Origin of the sequence: Fodinicola acaciae, from assembly GCF_010993745.1 — a bacterium.
GTDB lineage: Bacteria > Actinomycetota > Actinomycetes > Mycobacteriales > HKI-0501 > Fodinicola > Fodinicola acaciae.
The window spans coordinates 700756-718599 of record NZ_WOTN01000004.1 but is presented as its reverse complement, the minus strand read 5'-3'; the positions used below and the strand labels follow the sequence as shown (position 1 = coordinate 718599).

16 protein-coding genes are annotated in these 17844 nt (G+C 67.5%); 5 read left to right on the top strand and 11 right to left on the bottom strand.

The features are described 5' to 3' along the window. Positions 1–280: 280 nt before the first annotated feature. From GNX95_RS38890 to GNX95_RS38875, 4 genes are read left to right on the top strand one after another with little or no spacing between them, the layout of a single operon-like run. On the top strand, positions 281–1981 hold the full coding sequence (locus GNX95_RS38890; protein WP_222854269.1) for a phenylacetate--CoA ligase family protein: 1701 nt from the start codon (positions 281–283) through the stop codon (positions 1979–1981). Next, the gene (locus GNX95_RS38885; protein ID WP_163512808.1) at positions 1978–2418 is read left to right on the top strand and encodes a DUF4188 domain-containing protein; all 441 of its coding nucleotides are present in this window, start codon (positions 1978–1980) and stop codon (positions 2416–2418) included. Before GNX95_RS38890 ends, GNX95_RS38885 begins: the two co-directional genes overlap by 4 nt. Further along, on the top strand, positions 2415–3506 hold the full coding sequence (locus GNX95_RS38880; protein ID WP_163512806.1) for a hypothetical protein: 1092 nt from the start codon (positions 2415–2417) through the stop codon (positions 3504–3506). Before GNX95_RS38885 ends, GNX95_RS38880 begins: the two co-directional genes overlap by 4 nt. Further along, positions 3506–4411 (top strand): nitroreductase, encoded by a 906-nt coding sequence (locus tag GNX95_RS38875; RefSeq protein ID WP_163512804.1) that lies wholly within the window; start codon positions 3506–3508, stop codon positions 4409–4411. Before GNX95_RS38880 ends, GNX95_RS38875 begins: the two co-directional genes overlap by 1 nt. 3 nt (positions 4412–4414) lie before the next feature. Here the strand turns inward: GNX95_RS38875 and GNX95_RS38870 are convergent, their stop codons facing one another. The 11 genes from GNX95_RS38870 to GNX95_RS38820 form a co-directional block, all read right to left on the bottom strand. Then, the gene (locus GNX95_RS38870) at positions 4415–5140 is read right to left on the bottom strand and encodes a sugar phosphate nucleotidyltransferase (RefSeq protein ID WP_163512802.1); all 726 of its coding nucleotides are present in this window, start codon (positions 5138–5140) and stop codon (positions 4415–4417) included. Further along, positions 5137–6135: an SDR family NAD(P)-dependent oxidoreductase gene (locus GNX95_RS38865; protein WP_163512800.1), complete on the bottom strand. Its 999-nt coding sequence runs from the start codon at positions 6133–6135 to the stop codon at positions 5137–5139. Before GNX95_RS38865 ends, GNX95_RS38870 begins: the two co-directional genes overlap by 4 nt. A 14-nt stretch (positions 6136–6149) precedes the next feature. After that, positions 6150–7100 (bottom strand): NAD-dependent epimerase/dehydratase family protein, encoded by a 951-nt coding sequence (locus GNX95_RS38860; RefSeq protein ID WP_163512798.1) that lies wholly within the window; start codon positions 7098–7100, stop codon positions 6150–6152. A gap of 127 nt (positions 7101–7227) precedes the next feature. Further along, positions 7228–8229: a glycosyltransferase family 4 protein gene (locus GNX95_RS38855; RefSeq protein WP_163512796.1), complete on the bottom strand. Its 1002-nt coding sequence runs from the start codon at positions 8227–8229 to the stop codon at positions 7228–7230. A gap of 5 nt (positions 8230–8234) precedes the next feature. Then, positions 8235–9359: a DegT/DnrJ/EryC1/StrS family aminotransferase gene (locus GNX95_RS38850; RefSeq protein WP_163512795.1), complete on the bottom strand. Its 1125-nt coding sequence runs from the start codon at positions 9357–9359 to the stop codon at positions 8235–8237. 15 nt (positions 9360–9374) lie between these two features. Continuing rightward, a complete protein-coding gene (locus GNX95_RS43960; protein WP_281357006.1) occupies positions 9375–10025 on the bottom strand; it encodes an acyltransferase in 651 nt (216 codons plus the stop codon). Next, the gene (locus GNX95_RS38840) at positions 10022–11077 is read right to left on the bottom strand and encodes a Gfo/Idh/MocA family protein (protein ID WP_163512793.1); all 1056 of its coding nucleotides are present in this window, start codon (positions 11075–11077) and stop codon (positions 10022–10024) included. Before GNX95_RS38840 ends, GNX95_RS43960 begins: the two co-directional genes overlap by 4 nt. A gap of 160 nt (positions 11078–11237) precedes the next feature. After that, positions 11238–12866, bottom strand: coding sequence for an O-antigen ligase family protein (locus GNX95_RS38835; protein ID WP_163512791.1), 1629 nt, complete (start codon positions 12864–12866; stop codon positions 11238–11240). Between the two features lie 109 nt (positions 12867–12975). Further along, positions 12976–13728: a sugar transferase gene (locus GNX95_RS38830; RefSeq protein ID WP_222854268.1), complete on the bottom strand. Its 753-nt coding sequence runs from the start codon at positions 13726–13728 to the stop codon at positions 12976–12978. Positions 13729–13853: 125 nt separating this feature from the next. Next, on the bottom strand, positions 13854–15536 hold the full coding sequence (locus GNX95_RS38825) for a lipopolysaccharide biosynthesis protein (protein WP_163512790.1): 1683 nt from the start codon (positions 15534–15536) through the stop codon (positions 13854–13856). Continuing rightward, positions 15533–16702 (bottom strand): glycosyltransferase, encoded by a 1170-nt coding sequence (locus GNX95_RS38820; RefSeq protein ID WP_163512788.1) that lies wholly within the window; start codon positions 16700–16702, stop codon positions 15533–15535. Before GNX95_RS38820 ends, GNX95_RS38825 begins: the two co-directional genes overlap by 4 nt. A gap of 95 nt (positions 16703–16797) precedes the next feature. On the opposite strand from GNX95_RS38820, the gene GNX95_RS38815 reads away from it, so the two are divergent. Continuing rightward, positions 16798–17823 (top strand): Gfo/Idh/MocA family protein, encoded by a 1026-nt coding sequence (locus GNX95_RS38815; RefSeq protein WP_163512786.1) that lies wholly within the window; start codon positions 16798–16800, stop codon positions 17821–17823. Positions 17824–17844 lie beyond the last annotated feature (21 nt).

The window sequence follows — 17844 nt, the reverse complement described above, 5'->3', positions numbered from 1 at the left end:
GTGCACCGGATGTAACTTTGTTGCCCATTTCTCCGGAAAACCTGGTCCACAAAGTGACAACCGGACAGGAATCACGCTGTCCGATTGTCACCAGCGCCGATAAAGCCGCAGGTCAGCCGCCATCAGCGGACGCAATCGGAATCCGATTGCGTCGTCTGGTGCGCTGGGTGGTTGAGGGAAAGTACTCAGCGAAGGCTGGGGACTATGGCGCTACTGGTGAGTAACGCACTGCCGAAGGATGGATCTCGTCAGCCACTCAGCCTCGAGACCACCGGAACCCATGATGATGTCGCTCATCCCCACCCTCAACAGCCTGATCGCCGAGGCGGTCACCAACGTCAGGTCCGTCGACCTGCCGGCGCAGACCGCCTACACGGTCTCGAACAGCCTGTCCTCCTATCGGGACAAGGTGAACCGCGAGGTCACCGCGCCGGCCAAGGCGCCGGTCGCGCAGTCACCGGCGCTCGACCCGCGTACGCCGCTGGAGCACCTCACTGTGTTGGCGTTGCGGGTCTTCTGCGTCGCGCTGACCTACGGCTATCGGGTGTCCGCGATCCATCCGGCGATCTGGCGCCGGCTGGTCCGCCGCTATCGGCCGTGGCTGGACCGCGTGGCGCGTACGCACGCGCGTGCGACCCGCCGGCTGGCCGCGCTGACCGTCCCGGCCTACCGGCATTTTGTCAAGCACTGCAACGAAAACGAGACCAACAAGCGCAACTATGTGGTCGCGTACGACGAGACCAGCCGGTGTCGCGATGGCCGGCTGGAGCTGGTCGGCACGATGGTCGACGAGTCGTCCGGGTCGTCCGGGCGGCCGTTCAACTGGATCCGCGGACGCCGCGAGCTGGCCTCGATCTATCGCAACGCGGCCTGCTACACCAGCCTGGTTTTCCCGGCACGGCGGCCGTTCGCGATCAACGCGTTTTCGATGGGCGCCTGGGCCACCGGTACGAACACCGGCATCGCGATGACGAGGCTGGCGATGGTCAAGAACACCGGACCCGACCTGGACAAGATCGTCGACACGCTGCGCCATTTCGGCCCGGATTTCGACTATCTCGTCACCGCCTATCCACCGTTTCTCAAGCACCTGCGCGACCGTCTCGACGCCGAGCGTTTCGACTGGAGTGCGTACAAAATCCACGGCGTCGTCGGCGGTGAGGCACTCACCGAAGCGTTGCGCGACTATCTCACCGAGCGTTTCGTGTCGGTGCGCTCCTGCTTCGGCGCCAGCGACCTGACCATCGGCATGGGGGCCGAGACGGGTTTCACCGTGTGGCTGCGCAAACAACTGATGACCGACCAGCGGTTGCGCGCCGAGTTGCTGGGTGACGACGAGCAGCGGCTGCCGATGATTTTCCAGTACAACCCGCTGGACACCTACCTGGAAGTCAACGACCGCAACGAACTCCTCTGTACGGTCACCTCGACACACGTGCTGCAGCCAAAACTGCGCTACAACGTCGGCGACGAGGCGGCACTGCTCTCCTACGCGGAGGTCGTACGGATCCTGAAGAAAGAGCCGAAACGCTGGGCAGAAGCCAAAAAGGCGACTGGGTCCGAGCGGATGACGCTGCCGCTGCTCCTGCTCTTCGGCCGCGCCGACAGCACGATCTCCTACATGGGGGCCAACATCTATCCGCAGGACGTGGAATACGGCCTGTACGACGCAAACCCGCTGGCCGACCACATCAACCGCTTCTGCCTCTCACTGGTGGAGACCACCGACCACGAGTCGCGGCCAGTCGTCAACATCGAGCTGCGTGAGCCGCTCGGTCAGCAACAACGCGACCAGCTCAGCGAAACCTGCCGTGCGGGCGTGATCAGGCACCTCGCGAAGGTGTCCCGCGACTTCGCCCAGTCGCTCGCCGAGGACCCCAGTTCGGCGGACGTACGCGTGCGGGTCTTTCCGCCGGGCGGCGGACCGTTTGACCACACCAAGCTGAAAAACACCTACCTCGTCAGGGACACCACGTCATGAAGACCACCGACTTCAGCCGGGCGCCGGAAAAGGCGCAGGCCACCGCGATGTTCATCGGCGCCACCCGCTACAACGGCCCGCTGGCACTGATCGGCCTGAGCCGCATCTGGTTCCGGTTGCTGCGCGACCTGAAACGGATGCGCGGCTATGTCTGGCACACCGTCTACTGGGAGTTTCCGTTCACCCTCGGCACCATCGCGCTGTTCGAGGACCGCGACGCGATGTTGCTTTTCGCGCGCAGCAAGCACCATCGCGCGCTGATGCCGTGGATCAGCGACGGCACCAAACGCGCCACCGGCGGCTGGATCAGGTTTTACAGCGCGGCCGAATCCGGCTATTCGCAGGGCGTCTGGCGCGCCGAGGACGGCCTGATGGCACACATCGACACGTTCACGCCGAGATCCCACGAAACCACCGGACCGAAGGTCGTCCGGTGAGGCTCACGCTGGTACGGACCCGTCGCGACCTCGCCGACTTCATCGCATTTCCGGCCAGCCTCTACGGCCGCGATCCGCGTTACGTCCCGGCGATCCGGCAGCAGATCAGGCGGTGGCACCGCGAACACGTCCAGCTCGCACTGCTGCGCGATGGCAGCGGCGAGGTCGTCGCACGGACGACCCTGCACACCGACGCCGGCTTCGATCGCAAACTCGGCAGGAAGCTGCAGCTCTTCGGCCTGACCGAGTTCGTCGACGACGACACCGTGGCCAAGGCACTGTTCGACGAGATCGCCGACGCCGGCAGGCAGAAGTACGCCTCGGCGATCTTCGGACCGGTGTCGTTGCTGCCAAACCAGTCCGGCGGTGTCATCACCTCCGGTTTCGAAAGCCGCGGCTTCGTCGACAGTGCCTGGAACCGGCCGCACTATCCGGCCGCGTACGCCGCCAACGGCTTCCACCAGCGTTTCCGGTCCGACACCTGGATCTGCGACGACCTGCAGCGCGACGAGCGGGCGGTCGAGGACGTCTTTGCCTTCGACGACAACCGGATCGCTGCCGAGCAGCTGAAGATTCACCGGGGAAACAAGAAGAAACTCGCGACCCAGCTGCCGATCCTGCGCCAGCTGCTCAACGCCAGCTTCGCCCAGCTCGGCTATTACACCGACATCTCCGCCGAGCAGCTGGCGGCGCAGACCGACGGCCTGGCCTTTCTCATCGACGAGTCGCTGCTGCTCTATCTGACCAAGGCCGGCAGGCCGATCGCGTTTGTGTTGTGCATCCCCGACATTTCCGAGTTCGTCGCCGGTGTCGACGGCAACCTCGACCTGCCGCACCAGCTGCGTCTGCTGGTCCGCGGACGCGGCAAAGACGCGATCCTCATCGTCAAAGGCACCATCCCCAGCGAGCAGGGGAAAGGCTATCTGCGGCTGCTCTCCCGCGAGCTCCTGCGCAACCTGCGCTCCGGCGGCTATCACACGCTCCGCAGCACGTACGTCGAACGCTCCAACCCCGCCTCGACGGCACAGTATCGCGCGATGCGCGGCCGGCCACTGCACGGATACACGTTCTACGAAAGGGAAATCTGATGGATCTGCGACCGCTTGAGTCGCTGATGTGGCGGGCACCGAGCGCGCACAACACGCAGCCGTGGACCCTGATTTACGGCGACGACTCGATCGAGGTCTGCTGGGATCCGGCGTACGCTCTGCCGGCCGCCGACCCGACCGGCCGCGACCTGCGCCTGTCGATGGGAGCGTTCGTCGAGACGGCTCTGATCGCGGCACGCGACCTCTCGTTCGAGGCCGAGCTTGCCGGTCACCGCGTCGGTTGGCTGGTCGCAGGCCGGTACGAGACCGACTTCACCTCGGCCGACCTGCGCGACCGCCGGACGAACCGCGGCCCGTACGAGGCGGGCCGGCTTCGCGAGTCGATCGTGGCAGACCTGAACGAGCTGGCGACCGTCCACGTGCTCGACACGCGGCAGGTCGCCGGCCTGATGGTCGACGCCGACCGGCACATGTTCTCGTCAGTGCCGATCACCGATGAGTTGCGGCAGTGGCTGAGGCTCACACCGACGCACCCGTCCTACGACCGCGACGGCCTCACCGATCGCGCGCTGGCCCTCAGCCGCACGGAAGCAGTCGGTCTTCGGACCGCGCTCGCCCTGCACCGCCCGCTGCACCGGGTCGGCCTGCCAGCGGCGCTCGCGGCCGCGTCGAGGTCCCTGCTCGCGTACGACGGCTCGGTCCTGGTCCTGGAAGGTCCGTCGGACCCGGCCGGCCAGGTCGAGGCCGGCCGTGCCCTCATGCGCCTCTGGCTCACCCTGACCCGCTATGGCCTGGCCTGCCATCCGCTCAGTCAGATCATCGACTGCCTGGCTACTCGGACGACGCTGGCCGCCACCTTGGGCACGGACCCCGCCCGACTCCTCCACGTCGCCCGAGTAGGCCGGCCCCTCGTTCACGCCACGGTCTCGCCCCGCAGGAAATAGCTCTCAGCGCGACGGCGGTGCGTATCCCGGGAGGAACAGCTCCGGGTCGTTGCGGAAGAGATAGTTGGCCTCGTCGTAGTCGTCCGGCCGGCCGATGTCCAGCCACAGGCCGTCGTGCCGGCGGCTGCCGACCTCGAAACCGGCAGCCAGCAGGTCCAGGATCAGCGTCGGCATGTCGTAGAAGCCGTCCGGGATGCGCTCGAGCACCGACGGGGACATCGCGTAGACCCCCATCGACACGTCATAGCGCAGCGTCGGCTTCTCCTCGTAGCCGTAGACCCGGCCGCCTTCGGCGACCTTCAGCACGCCGAGCTCGATCTTCTCGCTGCGGACGTACGTGGACACCGTGACCGGGTTGGCCTCCGCCTTGTGCTGCTTCATCAGCGCGCTGAAGTCCATGTTGCACAGCAGGTCGCCGTTCATCACGAAGAAGTCGTCGAAGACCTTGCCGGTCAGCGACCGCAGCGGCCCGGCGGTGCCGAGCGGGGCGTCCTCGCGGATGTACTCGATCTTCATGCCGAGCTCGGAGCCGTCGGTGAAATAGCCCTCCAGCAGATACGCCAGGTGGCCGGTCAGCATCGTCACCTCGGTGACACCGTGCATCCGCAGCTGGCGCAGCACGATCTCCAGGATCGGGATGTCACCCACCGGCATCAACGGCTTGGGGAAGCTGGTGGTGAACGGTCTGAGCCGCGTCCCCTTGCCGCCGGCCAGAATCACAGCCCTCATGTCGTATACCGGTCTACGTCAAAGCGATGCAGGTTGTCCTTGACGTAGTCGACGACTCTGGACAGACCCTCTCTCAGCGACACCTGTGGCTCCCAGTCGGCCCGCTTCTTCGCCGCGGAGGCGTCCGCGATCAGCTCGAAGACCTCGCTCTTGGCCGGCCGCAGCCGCTGGCCGTCCTCGACCACCGGCACGTCCGGCCGGCCGGCCACCTCGGCGATCAGCCTGGCCAGGTCGCCGATGGTGATGCCCTTGCCGTTGCCGATGTTGGTGACCGTGCCGACGCACTCGTCGGAGTCGGCGATCGCCATGAATCCACGCGCGGTGTCGGTCACGTAGGTGAGGTCGCGTACCGGCCGCAGGTCACCAAGCTTGATCTCGTCGCGGCCGGCGAGCAGCTGGCTGGCGATGGTCGGGATGACCGCGCGAGCGCTCTGCCGAGGACCGTAGGTGTTGAACGGCCGGATGGTCGCGACCGGCGTGCCGAAGGACCGGTAGAACGACTCGGCCATGCAGTCGGCGCCGATCTTGGACGCCGAGTACGGCGACTGCGGCTGCAGCGGATGCTTCTCGTCGATCGGCGTGTATTGCGCGGTGCCGTACGTCTCGGAGGTCGAGGTGTGCACCATCCGCGGGATCTCCAGCTCGCGCACCGCCTGCAGCACGTTGAGCGTGCCGTTGACGTTCACGTCCACGTAGTACTTCGGCGCGGTGTAGGAATACGGGATGGCGATCAGCGCGGCGAGGTGGAAGACGACCTCGCGGTCCTGGCAGACATGTTTCACGTAGAACGGGTCGGTGATGTCGCCGTGCACGACCTCGACCGACTCACGCACCTCCGCCGGCGACAGCGCCAGCATGCCGGTCTCGGAGCGGCCGTTGTACTTCACCATGGCCCGCACCTGAGCACCGGCACGGACCAGTTCCTCGACCAGGTGCGAACCGATGAATCCACCGGCACCGGTCACCAGAACCTTCCGGCCTGTCCAACTTTGCACCGGTTGTCCTTCCGTCACGGCCGTCCAGCCTTCTCCACGGCGTCCAGCAGGTCGCGCGCGCTGTCGGCCAGTGACCGCTTCGCGCTCCACCCGATCTCCGCACGCACTCGCGCCGGAGAACCGACCTGATACGGAATGCTGCCAGGTCGGTTCGTGGCACCCGATGGCGGGTCCGTGACCCTCACCACGGACCGGTCCAGACCCCCCGCGACCAGCAACGCTTCCAGCACGTCGCCGACGGTGGCCTCCCGTCCGGAGCAGAGGTTGTAGAGGCGGCCCGGCTCGCCGCGCTCGGCCAGCTCGGCATAACCGGCGGCGATGTCCCGCACGTCGGTGAAGTCGCGTACGGCGTCCAGGTCGCCGACCGTGACGGTGTCGGACAGCTCGGCGCGTACGTCGGCGATCCGGCGCGCGAAGGCGCTGGCGACCGTCGTCGGCGGCTCGCCCGGACCGATGTGGTTGAAGGCGCGTACCGGGATCACGTCGATCGCGCCGGTCGCGGCGAACGCCAGCGCGGTGGACTCGGCGGCGGCCTTGGCGTGGCCGTACGCGTTGACCGGTCGGCACGGTGCGTCCTCGGTCACCGGATTGAGCTCACGCGGCAGCGCGCCGTACTGCGCCGAGGAGCCGGCCACCAGCAGCCGTGCCTTGCTGCCCGCCACCACCATGGCGCGGCACAGGTTGAAGGTGGCCGAGACGGCGTCGGCGACCAGCGCGGTGGGGTCACCGCCGGCGGCTTTGAACGCTGGCGAGGCGGCGAGGTGGAAGATCACGTCCGGCTTGAGGTCGGCCAACCGGTCGGCGAGCGTGTCGGCAGGGTCGGCGGCCAGGTCGTGGCGGACGTACGTGGCGTCCGTACGCTCGGCGCGGCCCAGGCTGGTCACGTCCCAGCCGCGGCCGGACAGCTCGGCGCGTACGTGCGTGCCGACGAACCCGTGCGCACCGGTGACCAGCGCCGAACTCATGCAACCTCCGCCAGGAATGTCGCTTTTGCCATAAAATATGGGGATAGCCGGCGAACCAATTGGAATCCGATTGTGTCGTCCGACCCCGCGTGACCTGCGGCGGAGCGGCCGGAGGTGACATTCGGACTCATCGGATCACCGAACGGTAGACCTCGACGATCCGCTCGGCGATCGCCGGCGAGTCCAGCCAGGCGCAGGCCTCCCTGCCGTTGGACCGCGTCTTGGTGGACAGCACCTCGGTCGCCGCCTCCGCCAGCGCGTGCACCAGCGCGTCATGCGCCGCCGGCGTGCCGTACGGCTCGGCGAAGGCCACCACCTGCGACGGCGTCACCTCGCGAAGGATCTCGGCCACGTCGCCGACATCGACGCTGACGACCGGAAGGCCCATCGCGGTGGCCTCCTTGACGACCGTCGGCGAACCCTCGGATCCCTTGCGGGAGGTGAAAAGCAGCAGGTCGGCGGCGGCGTACTTACGCACGACCCGCTCGGTCGGCTGGTTCTTCTCCGACAGCACCAGCTCGCGCACCGAGTCGTCGGCGGACGTCAACCGCTTCAGCACGTCGGAGAAGACGTCGTAACCCTTGACCTCGTTGGCCGGCAGGCCGCCGAACAGCACGACCTTCTCGTGCGGCTCGATGCCGAGTGCCGCGCGCGCCGCCTCGCGGTCGCCCGGCGCGAAGACGGAGAAGTCGACACCGTTGGGGATGACCACACCGTCAGGGTCACCCGCGGTCACCGCGAGCCGCTTCGACACGTAGATCCGCTTCGCGACACCACCGGAACCGAGCTGCGTGATCCTGCGTTCCTTCGGCGAGTTGACGTCGCTGCCATAGAGCGACAACACACGCGGAGTGCCGCCGACAAGGCGACCCGCGGCGGCGGTCATGCCGTAGTGGATGTGCACCACGTCGTATGGCCCGTCCGGCGTGCCAGCCCGAGCGCGAGCGCGTACCCGCGGCGCGGCGAGCAGATAGTCCTTGCTGCCGCGCGACTGCGCGACGATCTCCACGTCGACCCGGTGACCGAGCTTGCGCAGCGCCTCGACCTGCTCCTTCACGAAAACTCCGCGAAAGCTTCCGCCTTCCGGCCAGAGGTTGGTGACAGCCAGGATCCGAAGCGCTGCGCTCATGACTCTCAGACGGTCTCGTAGAACTTCTTGACCTGCTCCACCACGAAGTCGGCCTGCTCGTCGGTCAGCTCCGGGAAGATCGGCAGCGAGACGATGCTGTCCGCGTACGCCTCGGTGACCGGCAGGTCACCCTTCTTGTAACCGAGGTCGGCGTAAGACGGCTGCAGGTGCACCGGCACCGGATAGTGGATCACCACGCCGACGCCGTTGTCCTTGAGGAAGGCCTCCAGCGCGTCGCGGTGTGCGGTCCGCAGCACGTAGTGGTGGTAGTTGGAGATCAGGCTGGGCGTCTCCGGCGGCGTCTTCAGGTCGCCGACGCCGGCCAGCTTCTCGGTGTAGCGCTTGGCGATCTCGCGCCGGCGTTCGTTGTCGGCGTCCAGCGTGGTCAGCTTGACCTTCAGGATCGCCGCCTGGATGGTGTCCAGCCGCTCCGGGAAGCCGAGGATCTCGTGCACGTACTTGCTCGTGCGGCCGTGGTCACGCAGCTGCGCGACCTTCTTGGCGAAGGCCTCGTCGTTGGTGGTGACCGCGCCGGCGTCGCCGAACGCGCCAAGGTTTTTGCCGGGGTAGAAGGAGAAGCAGGCGGCCAGGCCGTACGAGCCGCAGCGCACCTTGGTGCCGTCGGCCTTGACGTAGTCCGAGCCCTGCGCCTGCGCGGCGTCCTCGATCAGCGGGATGCCGGCCTCTTCGCAGATCGCGCCGATCGCGTCCAGGTCGACCGGGCGGCCGTGGATGTGCACCGGCAGCACCAGCTTGACGCCGTCGATGTTCTTCTTCAGGTCGGCCGGGTCCATCAGGCCCGTCTCCGGGTCGATCTCGATGAACTTCGGCGTGGCGCCGGTGTAGCTGATCGCCTCGACGGTGGCGATGAAGGTGTGCGACGGGGTCGCGACCACGTCACCGGGGCCGATGCCGGCGGCGACCATGGCCAGGTGCAGCGCCGCCGTGCCGGACGCGACGCCGACCGCGTACTTCGCCTGCGAGAAGGCGGCGAAGTCCGCCTCGAACTCCTTGACCGCGGGGCCCTGGATGAACGCCGTGTTGTCGATGACGTTCTTGATCGCGGCGTCGATGCCTTCCTTGTGCCGCGCGTAGTTGGCCTTGAGGTCCACCAGTGGAATCTTCGGCATTGAATACTCCAAAAATCAGTTCGAAGCGGATGGATACGGCGCGTGCGGTTCGCCGACGGTGCAGACCAGCTCGTCGATGGTCTTCACGACCCGAGCCGGGTTGCCGACGACGACCGCGCCGGGTGGCACGTCCTTGGTCACCACCGCGCCGGCGCCGACGAGCGCGCGTTCGCCGATCTGGACGCCGGGCAGGAGCGTCACGTTGGCCCCGACCTTGGCCTCCCGGCCGACGCGTACGCCGACCAGGCAGTCCGGCATGTGCTGGCAGCGCGGGAACGGCGCGTTGGTCACCGTCACCCGCGGCCCGATCCACGCCTTCTCCTCGAGCACCGTGTATTCGGGGATGAAGCAGTGGGAATGGATGCGTACGCCGTCGGCAACCGTGACGTTGAACTCCAGCACGCTCATCGTGCCGACCGAGACGTTCTCACCGATCGTGCAGTTCTCCCGGATCATCGCGTGATGACCGGTGGCGAACCGCGCGCCGGTGGTGGTGCCGGCGTACATGACCGTGTGGCTGCGCAGGATCGAGTTGGCTCCGACGACCAGCGGCTTGTCGGGGCCGGACCGGCCGATCGAGCAGAACTCGTCGACCACCGTGCCGTCACCCAGCTCCGCGCGGCTGTCGACGACGGCCAGCGGGGAGATCGTGAGGGACGCGGTCACTGAGCCACCGTCAGTGCGACCGGAAGCTCGATCTTGACCTTGGCGCCGTCGTTCTTCAGCGACTCGTCGGCGGCTTCCAGCACGGCGACGACGCGCGCGCCGTTCCAGCCGTCGGTCCGCGGCCGCTCGCCGGTCAGGGTGCAGTCCAGGAAGTGCTTGAGCTCGGTGGCCAGCGGCTCGACCATCTCCAGCCGCGGCACGTGCATCTCACCGTCGCGCAGCCGGTACTGGTAGGCGCCGTACGCATCGGCGTCGAGCCGGTCGGCACCCTTGTCGTAGACCTTGAGCTTGGCGTCGGCGTCGATGTCGTCGTAGACGAGCATCTTGTCGGCACCGACCACGGTCGTCCGGCGCGTCTTGCTCGGGTCGAGCCAGGACACGTGCATGTGGGCCAGCACGCCACCGGGATAGCCGACCGTCACGAACGTGACGTCCTCGACCGACTCGTTGAGGTATTTGGCACCGCGCGCCGAGACCCACTCGGGGTTGGCGCCGGTCAGGAAGTTGGCGATCGAGATGTCGTGCGGGCCGATCGACCAGAACGCGTTGATGTCGCTCTGGATGCGGCCGAGGTTGAGCCGCTGCGAGTGGATGTAGAGCACGTCGCCGATCTCGCCGGCGTCGATGATCTCCTTCATCTTGCGCACGGCCGGCACGAACTCGAAGGTGTGGCCGACCATCAGCACCAGGCCGGCCTCGTCGGCCTGCCGGGCCAGCGCCACCGCGTCGGCGGTGGTCAGCGCCAGCGGCTTCTCCACGAAGACGTGCTTGCCGGCGTCGAGCACCTTGCGCGCGAGCGGCGCGTGGCTGGCCGCCGGCGTCGACACGATGACCGCGCCGACTGTCTCGTCGGCGAGCACCTTGTCCAGGTCCTCGGTGACGTTGACCTGCGGATAGAGACCGGCGGCCTTGTCCCGCCGCTCCGGTGACAGGTCCACCAGGTGCCGCCAGCGCGGGCCGGCGTGGGTGGCCAGATTACGGGCCAGGTTGGGGCCCCAGTAGCCGAAGCCGACCTGTGCGATGCCGTCGGCCGTACGAGTTGGTGCGCTCACAGGTCTGTGAGCCTCCCTTCGGGTGAGACGCCTCATTGCGCCTCTCGAGGTCGTTCCCCGCGTACGCGCCGCGGCCCGGCCGCGTGCGTACGCTCAGCGGCCCAGTGTGCCAGCGACCCGCCGCCGAACCGAAATCCGCTACCGCCGGATGTGCGGCCAGTCACCCACCGCGATGCTCACCGGCCGGCTCGGCGCCGCCTGGTGCTGACCTGTCATCCGTGTCCTGACCAGCCTTTTCGGTCGGTTTCCTGCGCCAGGTGAACGTGAGGTGGTCGTCGGAGACACCCGCCGGCAGCACCGCGGGCCTGTGCAGCGCGGTGACCGGATGCGCCGGACCGGCCAGCAGGGTCGCCGGGATCGCGTCGGCGCTGTCGCCGCGGCGCAGCGTGGACCAGCCGAGGCCGAGCACGGTGAACAGCAACACCGGGAAGAGCTGGTCCTCCAGCAGCGGCGACAGGAACGCCGAGAGAATCGCGGCCACCACGACCGGCGGACCCCACAGCACGAACGGCGACACGTCCGGCCCTCGGGTCCGCGACCGGACCATCGGTGCCACCAGGAAGAACAGCCAGATGAGATAGGCAAGGAAGCCGAGCGCGCCGGTCTCCACCAGCAGGTGCAGCCAGAACGAGTCGACCTGGTCGGGTTTGGCGCCGTGCAGCCGGAAGTTGAACTTCTCGTACCACTTCGGGTTGGCCTGGTAGGCGACCGTGCCACCGAACTGGCCGACGCCATAGCCGAGCACCGGTTTCTTCGCGTAGAGGCCCAGACCCTGCTGGTAGAACAGGACGCGGATCTCTCGCGAGGAGGTGCCTTCGGTCTCCTGGCCGGACGGCGTCTGGAAGGCGTTGAACACGCCGAGGATCCGCTTGGCCAGCACGCCGACGTTGCTCGGCGTCGCGACCAGCTGCAGGCCGCTGAAGAGCACCACCACGATCAGGCCGAAGACCAGCGGCCGGACCGGCTTGCGGCGCAGCCACCAGATCACCGCGATGCCGAGTACGAAGCCGATCGCCGACTCGCGCGACTGGGTCGCGGCCATCCCCCAGGCCAGCAGGCCGAACAGGAACCAGTGCTTCTTGCTGATCCGGTCCCTGGTGGTGAACCACGCCATCAGGCCGATCTCGATCACCATCAGGAAGTGGCCGAGGTGGTTGGGGTGGTTCAGCAGCGCGTGCGCGCGGTTGATGTTGGCCCAGGTCAGGTCGGTCCAGCCGAGCAGCTTGTAGATGGGGTAGCCGAGCATGCTCTCGACGATCGCGATGGTCGCGTTGACCACCGCGATCGCGCCGACCACGTAGAAGATCGGCTTGAGCTGCCGCATCGTCGGCCGCACGGCGCGCCAGGCGAAGAACACGATGACGCCGCGGAAATAGACGAACAGCGCCTGGCCGATCAGCGTCAGTCCGCTCCCGCCGAGCAGGCCGGAGGCGACCATGATCACGCCGAGCGCGGCCAGCGCCAGCTCCGCCTTGGTCAGGAAGTCCCGCCAGCTCTGGTCGATGGCGACCTTGAGCAGCGTGAACGCGAGCAGCGCCAGGAACAGCGCACTCTTCACGTCCTTGGGCCAGTCGGCCAGGACCCAGGTCGGCTGGAGGGTCTTCGGGTCGATCGGCCCGGCGTGCCCGAACAGCTGCTGGATCCAGCCTTCGAACAGCACGTCGACCAACAACGCGCCGAGCAGGACCAGGATGATCGTGCTCAGCGCGCGGGAGATCGGCGGCGAAAGAGGCCTCGGATCGGTTGCCGGAGCGGGCTTCGCGGTGGGGGCCAGGTCAGCAGTGGTCAAGGAGGTCACTATCGCCGGATTCCAAACGGGTTGTGTCGCCGTACGTCGTCTCAATTAACTTGTGTCGAGCCGGCGGCGGCCACCCGCGTGGGGGGACCAGCAACCAGGTCTACTTCGCGCCTTTGCCGGACAGAACCGCGACCGGCGTACGCACGATCAGGCCGAGGTCGGTGAGGACCGTGGCCTGGCGCGCGTAGCGCACGTCGAACTCCATCATTTCCAAGAATGTCGTACGGCCACGGCCGTGCACCTGCCAGGGGCCGGTCAAACCGGGCTTGACGGCGAACCGGTCCAGGTTTTCCGGACCCATCACCTCGACCTCGTACGGCAGCACCGGACGGGGGCCGACCAGGCTCATCGAGCCGCCGAGGATGTTGAACAGCTGCGGCAGCTCGTCCAGGCTGGTCTTGCGCAGCAGCTTGCCGGACTTGGTGACCCGGTCGTCGTTGTGCAGCTTGGCCGCCACCGTGGTGGCGCCCTCGGTGTAGATCTTCTGCACGTACTCCTTGTGCACGTTCTCGTCCGCGTCGGTCCGCATCGAGCGGAACTTCAGCATCGTGAAGCTGCGCCCGCCGCGGCCGACGCGCTCCTGCCGGAACAGCACCGGACCAGGTGAGTCGACGGCGACCCAGAGCGCGGCGAGCAGCATGAACGGCGACGCCAGCAGGATGCCGATGCTCGCGAACAGGATGTCCAGGCAACGGGTCGCGATCCGCTGGAAGCGACCGCGCGGACCGTGCTTCACCAGCTCGTCGGAGAGCTGGGAGATCAGCGGTGTCGGGGGCCCGCCAGCGCGTCCGGACTTCGGGGACGCCTGATCGCGGGCGGCCGTAGCCAGCCCACCCCGGGATAGAACGGTCAAGCCGAGCCTCCTCGATCGGCACTACCGGTGTCACGCGTGTGCGTGCCGCACGTGACCCTACGAGCTTAGCACCGGAGCGCGCCAGCCTTGCGGATGTGTGCCCCGATGTACCCCGTTCACGGTCTTCAGAAACTGCCTCGCCGCCGCGCCACCGCGATGAGTTTGCGCAGCTCAGGCCACAGAACGACGATCGCTATCGCGAATACCACAACGGCCGCGCCGACCGCGGTCGCCACGCCGGTGAAGCCGGTTGTGAGGCCCATCGCGTCGATCACTCCGGCGGCCACGCCGGCCAGCGCGACCACGCTCAACGACCTGATCACCATGCCGGTCCAGTGCATCCGGTGCAGCCGCCAGGTGACCACAATCGGTCCCCCGGCGATCACCGTCGTGCCAGCGAGATACGCGATGCCGATCCCCGGCGCTCCGAGCCAAAGCGCCATCAGCGGTGAGAGCGCCACGCCGATCACCGCGCCGGTGACGGCGGAGATGACCGGAATGCGGACCTGTCGCAACGTGCCGGACGACAACGCGTTGACCGACGCCACCTGGACGACCGATAGGAAGGTCGCGCCGAGCATGATCTGCAGGACCGTGGTGCCGGCTTCGGCATTCTTGCCGAACACGATCAGGATCACCTGAGCGAGCGGGATAGCGGCCGCGAAGACCGGCGCCAGGACCACGAACAAGGCGCGGGTGGAGATGTCACTGTGCCTGCGTACGGCGTCGGTGTCGCCAGCACCCTGCGCGTGTGCCATTGCCGGGAACAACGCGAGGTTGAGAGCGCGCGGCAACAGGTTCATCGGCGCCATCAGGGCCACCGCCGAACCGAAGTAACCAACGGCCTGCGGGTCACCACCGAAGATGTCGGCGAGGACGTTGGTGCCGTTCAGAAAGCCGGTGGAGGCGAGCGTGCCGGCACAGGCCAGCGCCACGAAGGTGAGGATCTCGCGCCGGTTGATCGCGGTCGCCGGCGCGGTCTCACCGGCCAGATCTCGCCGCAACAACCACCGGGACACCAGGCTGAACAGTGCGTAGCCGACGACCAATGGCAGCAGGAACGCATCCCATCTGGTCACCAGCAGCGCGACCGTGATCCCGATCGTGAGCAGGCCGGTGGAGATCTCGACCATGGTGTACGGCCGGACGCGGTCGAAGCCGTACATCGCGGCCTTGTCGAAGCTGTACGTGCTGAAGGTGAACGTCAGCAGGCCGACCAGGATCGCGTCACGAGGTCCGATCTCCGGCTTGAAGAACGGGATGAGAAAGCCCACGGCCACACCGAAGAACAGCGAGCCAGCCAGACCGATGCGGGACAGGAACCGGTAGACGGCACGTGCCGCCGGCTCCGAACCACTGCCGCGGTGGAAGGGGATGAACTTGCTCATCGCGCTCGCGACACCGGCCGGCAATGCCAGGCTGGTGATCGTCGCGATCGAGATCAGCAGCGCGACCTGGCCGTATCGTGCCTGGTCACCGTAGTAGTGGTTGATCAGCGACTGGTGCAGCAGGCGGACCACGCCGAGGCTGGCCAGCGCCACCATCGTCAGCAGCCCGGAGCTGATGATCGCCCGGCCGGGCCTGACCGGTGCGACGAGCTCGGCTTCGGCCGCCACGTCCTGGACGGCGGGTTCGTCCCCGGCCGGCGCGGCCTCCGGTTTCACCAGGGCCGCCGCCGCTGCCTTCCGCGCGGCCAGACGCGTCTCCTCGGCGTCGCGTGCCTGTTGGGCCTCTCGGGTTTTCCTGGCCTTCTTGACCTTGCGCGACTCGGTCTTCTTCGGCCGTGGCTTGGACACCGCGCTGGTCATCGACCGGCCATGCGGTCGATGACGTCCAGGTAGATCTGCTTCTGGTGCGACCACGACAGCTCCGCCATCACCTCGGTCGCGCGGTCGGCCTGCTTGCGCGCCGCCTCCGGGTCCCTGGCGAGCTTGAGCATCGCGTCGGCCAGGTTCCGTGGACTGGCCGGGTCGACGTAGGTCAGCGAGTCTTCCGGGAAATACCTGGTCACCACCGGGTTGCGGAAGCTGATCGAGGGGACCCCCATCGCCGCGTACTCCAGGATCTTGGTCGGCAGGGTGTCGGCGGTCCAGACGTCGAGCTGGTTGGGTGCGACGCCGATGTGCACCTCGTCGATCTGCGCGGGCATGTCGTGCACGGCGTACATCCGCTGCGGCAGGTCGACCACGTCGCGCATGCCGAGCTCGTCGACCCTGGCCTCGACAGCGGCCAGGCCGTCACCACCGCCGCGTACCTGCAGGCGTGCCTTCGGCAGCTGGGTGCGGACGATCTGCAGCGCCTCCACCAACGCCACCAGGCCATGCCGCGGCGCGATGGTGCCGTGGTAGCTGAAGACGATCTCCTTCGCCGGATCCCACTCGCGCCACCGGCTCGGCGTGAACATCTTCTCGTCGGGACTGTTCAGCACACTGCTGACCGGCCGCTTCGTACGCGCGCGCAGGGCCTCCGCGTACGGCTCGTGGACGGTCATCACCTCGTCGGCGAAGGCCATCGACGCGGTCTCGCTGGCGTGCACCGCCTTGACGATCTTGGACTCGCCGAACTTGGACTCGAACAGCCGCGAGGTCATGTCGTGTACGTCCAGCAGCAGCGGCACCCGGACGACCTTCTGCAGCGCGGCACAGAACACCAGGACCTCCGGCATCGAGTGCGCCTGCACCACGTCGTACCGGCGCGGATGGCGCGCCATCCAGGCGGCCGCGCGCAGGCCGAAGTCGCCGTACAGCTTCAGATAGCCGGCGCCACCGGAACCACGGAACTTCTCGGTCCTGAAGTGCACGACCTTCACGCCGTCGAGCACCTCGTAGCGTGGACGGTCCGGCGAGTTCAGCGCCAGCACGGTGACCTCGTCACCGCGCGCGACGAGGGCCTCTGCCTGCCGGCGGACCCGTGGATCGCTCTCATAATTTGTGACGGCGAGCATGCCGACGTGCAGGCGACGACTTTGGGCCATGGCCGTCGATGCTAACGTCCGCGCAGCAGGGAACTGCACGAGACATCGACAGTGACACTGACATGGGGCACTTGCTCCGAGGGAGGCCCGCGGTAATGGCGGAGCGGATCGGACTGCTGGGGTACGGGTACTGGGGACCCCACCTTCTGCGCAACTTCTCCAACCTGGGCTGCGACGTCATCGTCGGCGACCCCAGCGACGACAGCCGCCAGCGGCTGAAGGAGAACCGGCCGGACATCGACTCGTACGCGACCCTCGACGAGGTCCTGGCGGCCGGCGTGGACGCGGTCGTTATCTGTACGCCGGCGCGTACGCATTTCGGCCTGGCCAAGCAGGCGATCGAGGCCGGCAAGCACGTGCTGGTGGAAAAGCCGATCACCACCAACTCCGCGGAGGCGCGCGAGCTGGTCGGCCTGGCCGAGGAGGCCGGCGTCCAGCTGATGGTCGGCCACACGTTCGTCTACACGCCGGCCGTACGCAAGATCCGCGAGATCGTCGCCGGCGGTGAGCTCGGCGAGATCCGCTACGCCACCTCCACGCGCGTCAACCTCGGCCCGGTGCGGCACGACGTCGGCGCGCTGTGGGACCTGGCGCCGCACGACTTCTCGATCCTGGCGCACGTGCTGGACGAGCGGCCGACCACCGTGTCCGGCCGCGCGCGGTCATTCCTGCAGCCGGGCCTGGACGACGTCGCGTTCCTGAATCTGGAGTTTGGCTCCGGTGCGGTCGCGCAGCTCAACGTTTCGTGGCTGGACGCCAAGAAGATCCGGCAGATGGTGTTCGTCGGGTCGAAGAAGATGCTGATCTACGACGACCTGGCCGCCGAGTTCAAGGTCATGCTCTGCGACAAGGGCGTCGACGTGCCGCGGTATTCCGAGTCGTACGGCGATTTCAAGCTGTCCTACCGCTATGGCGACGAGGTGCCGCAGGAGCTCGAGGACACCGAGCCGCTGCGCAACGAGGCCGAGCAGTTCCTCCGCTGCGTACGCTCCGGCGAGGCGTCCCCGTCCACCGGCAAGCACGGCGCCGACGTGGTCGCGATGCTTGAGGCCGCCATGAAGGCCGTCGAAACCGAGCAGACCGTCCCGGTCGACTACCTCGGCGCCCGCCTCGGCCGCTAACCCCCGCCGCGGGGACTCCTA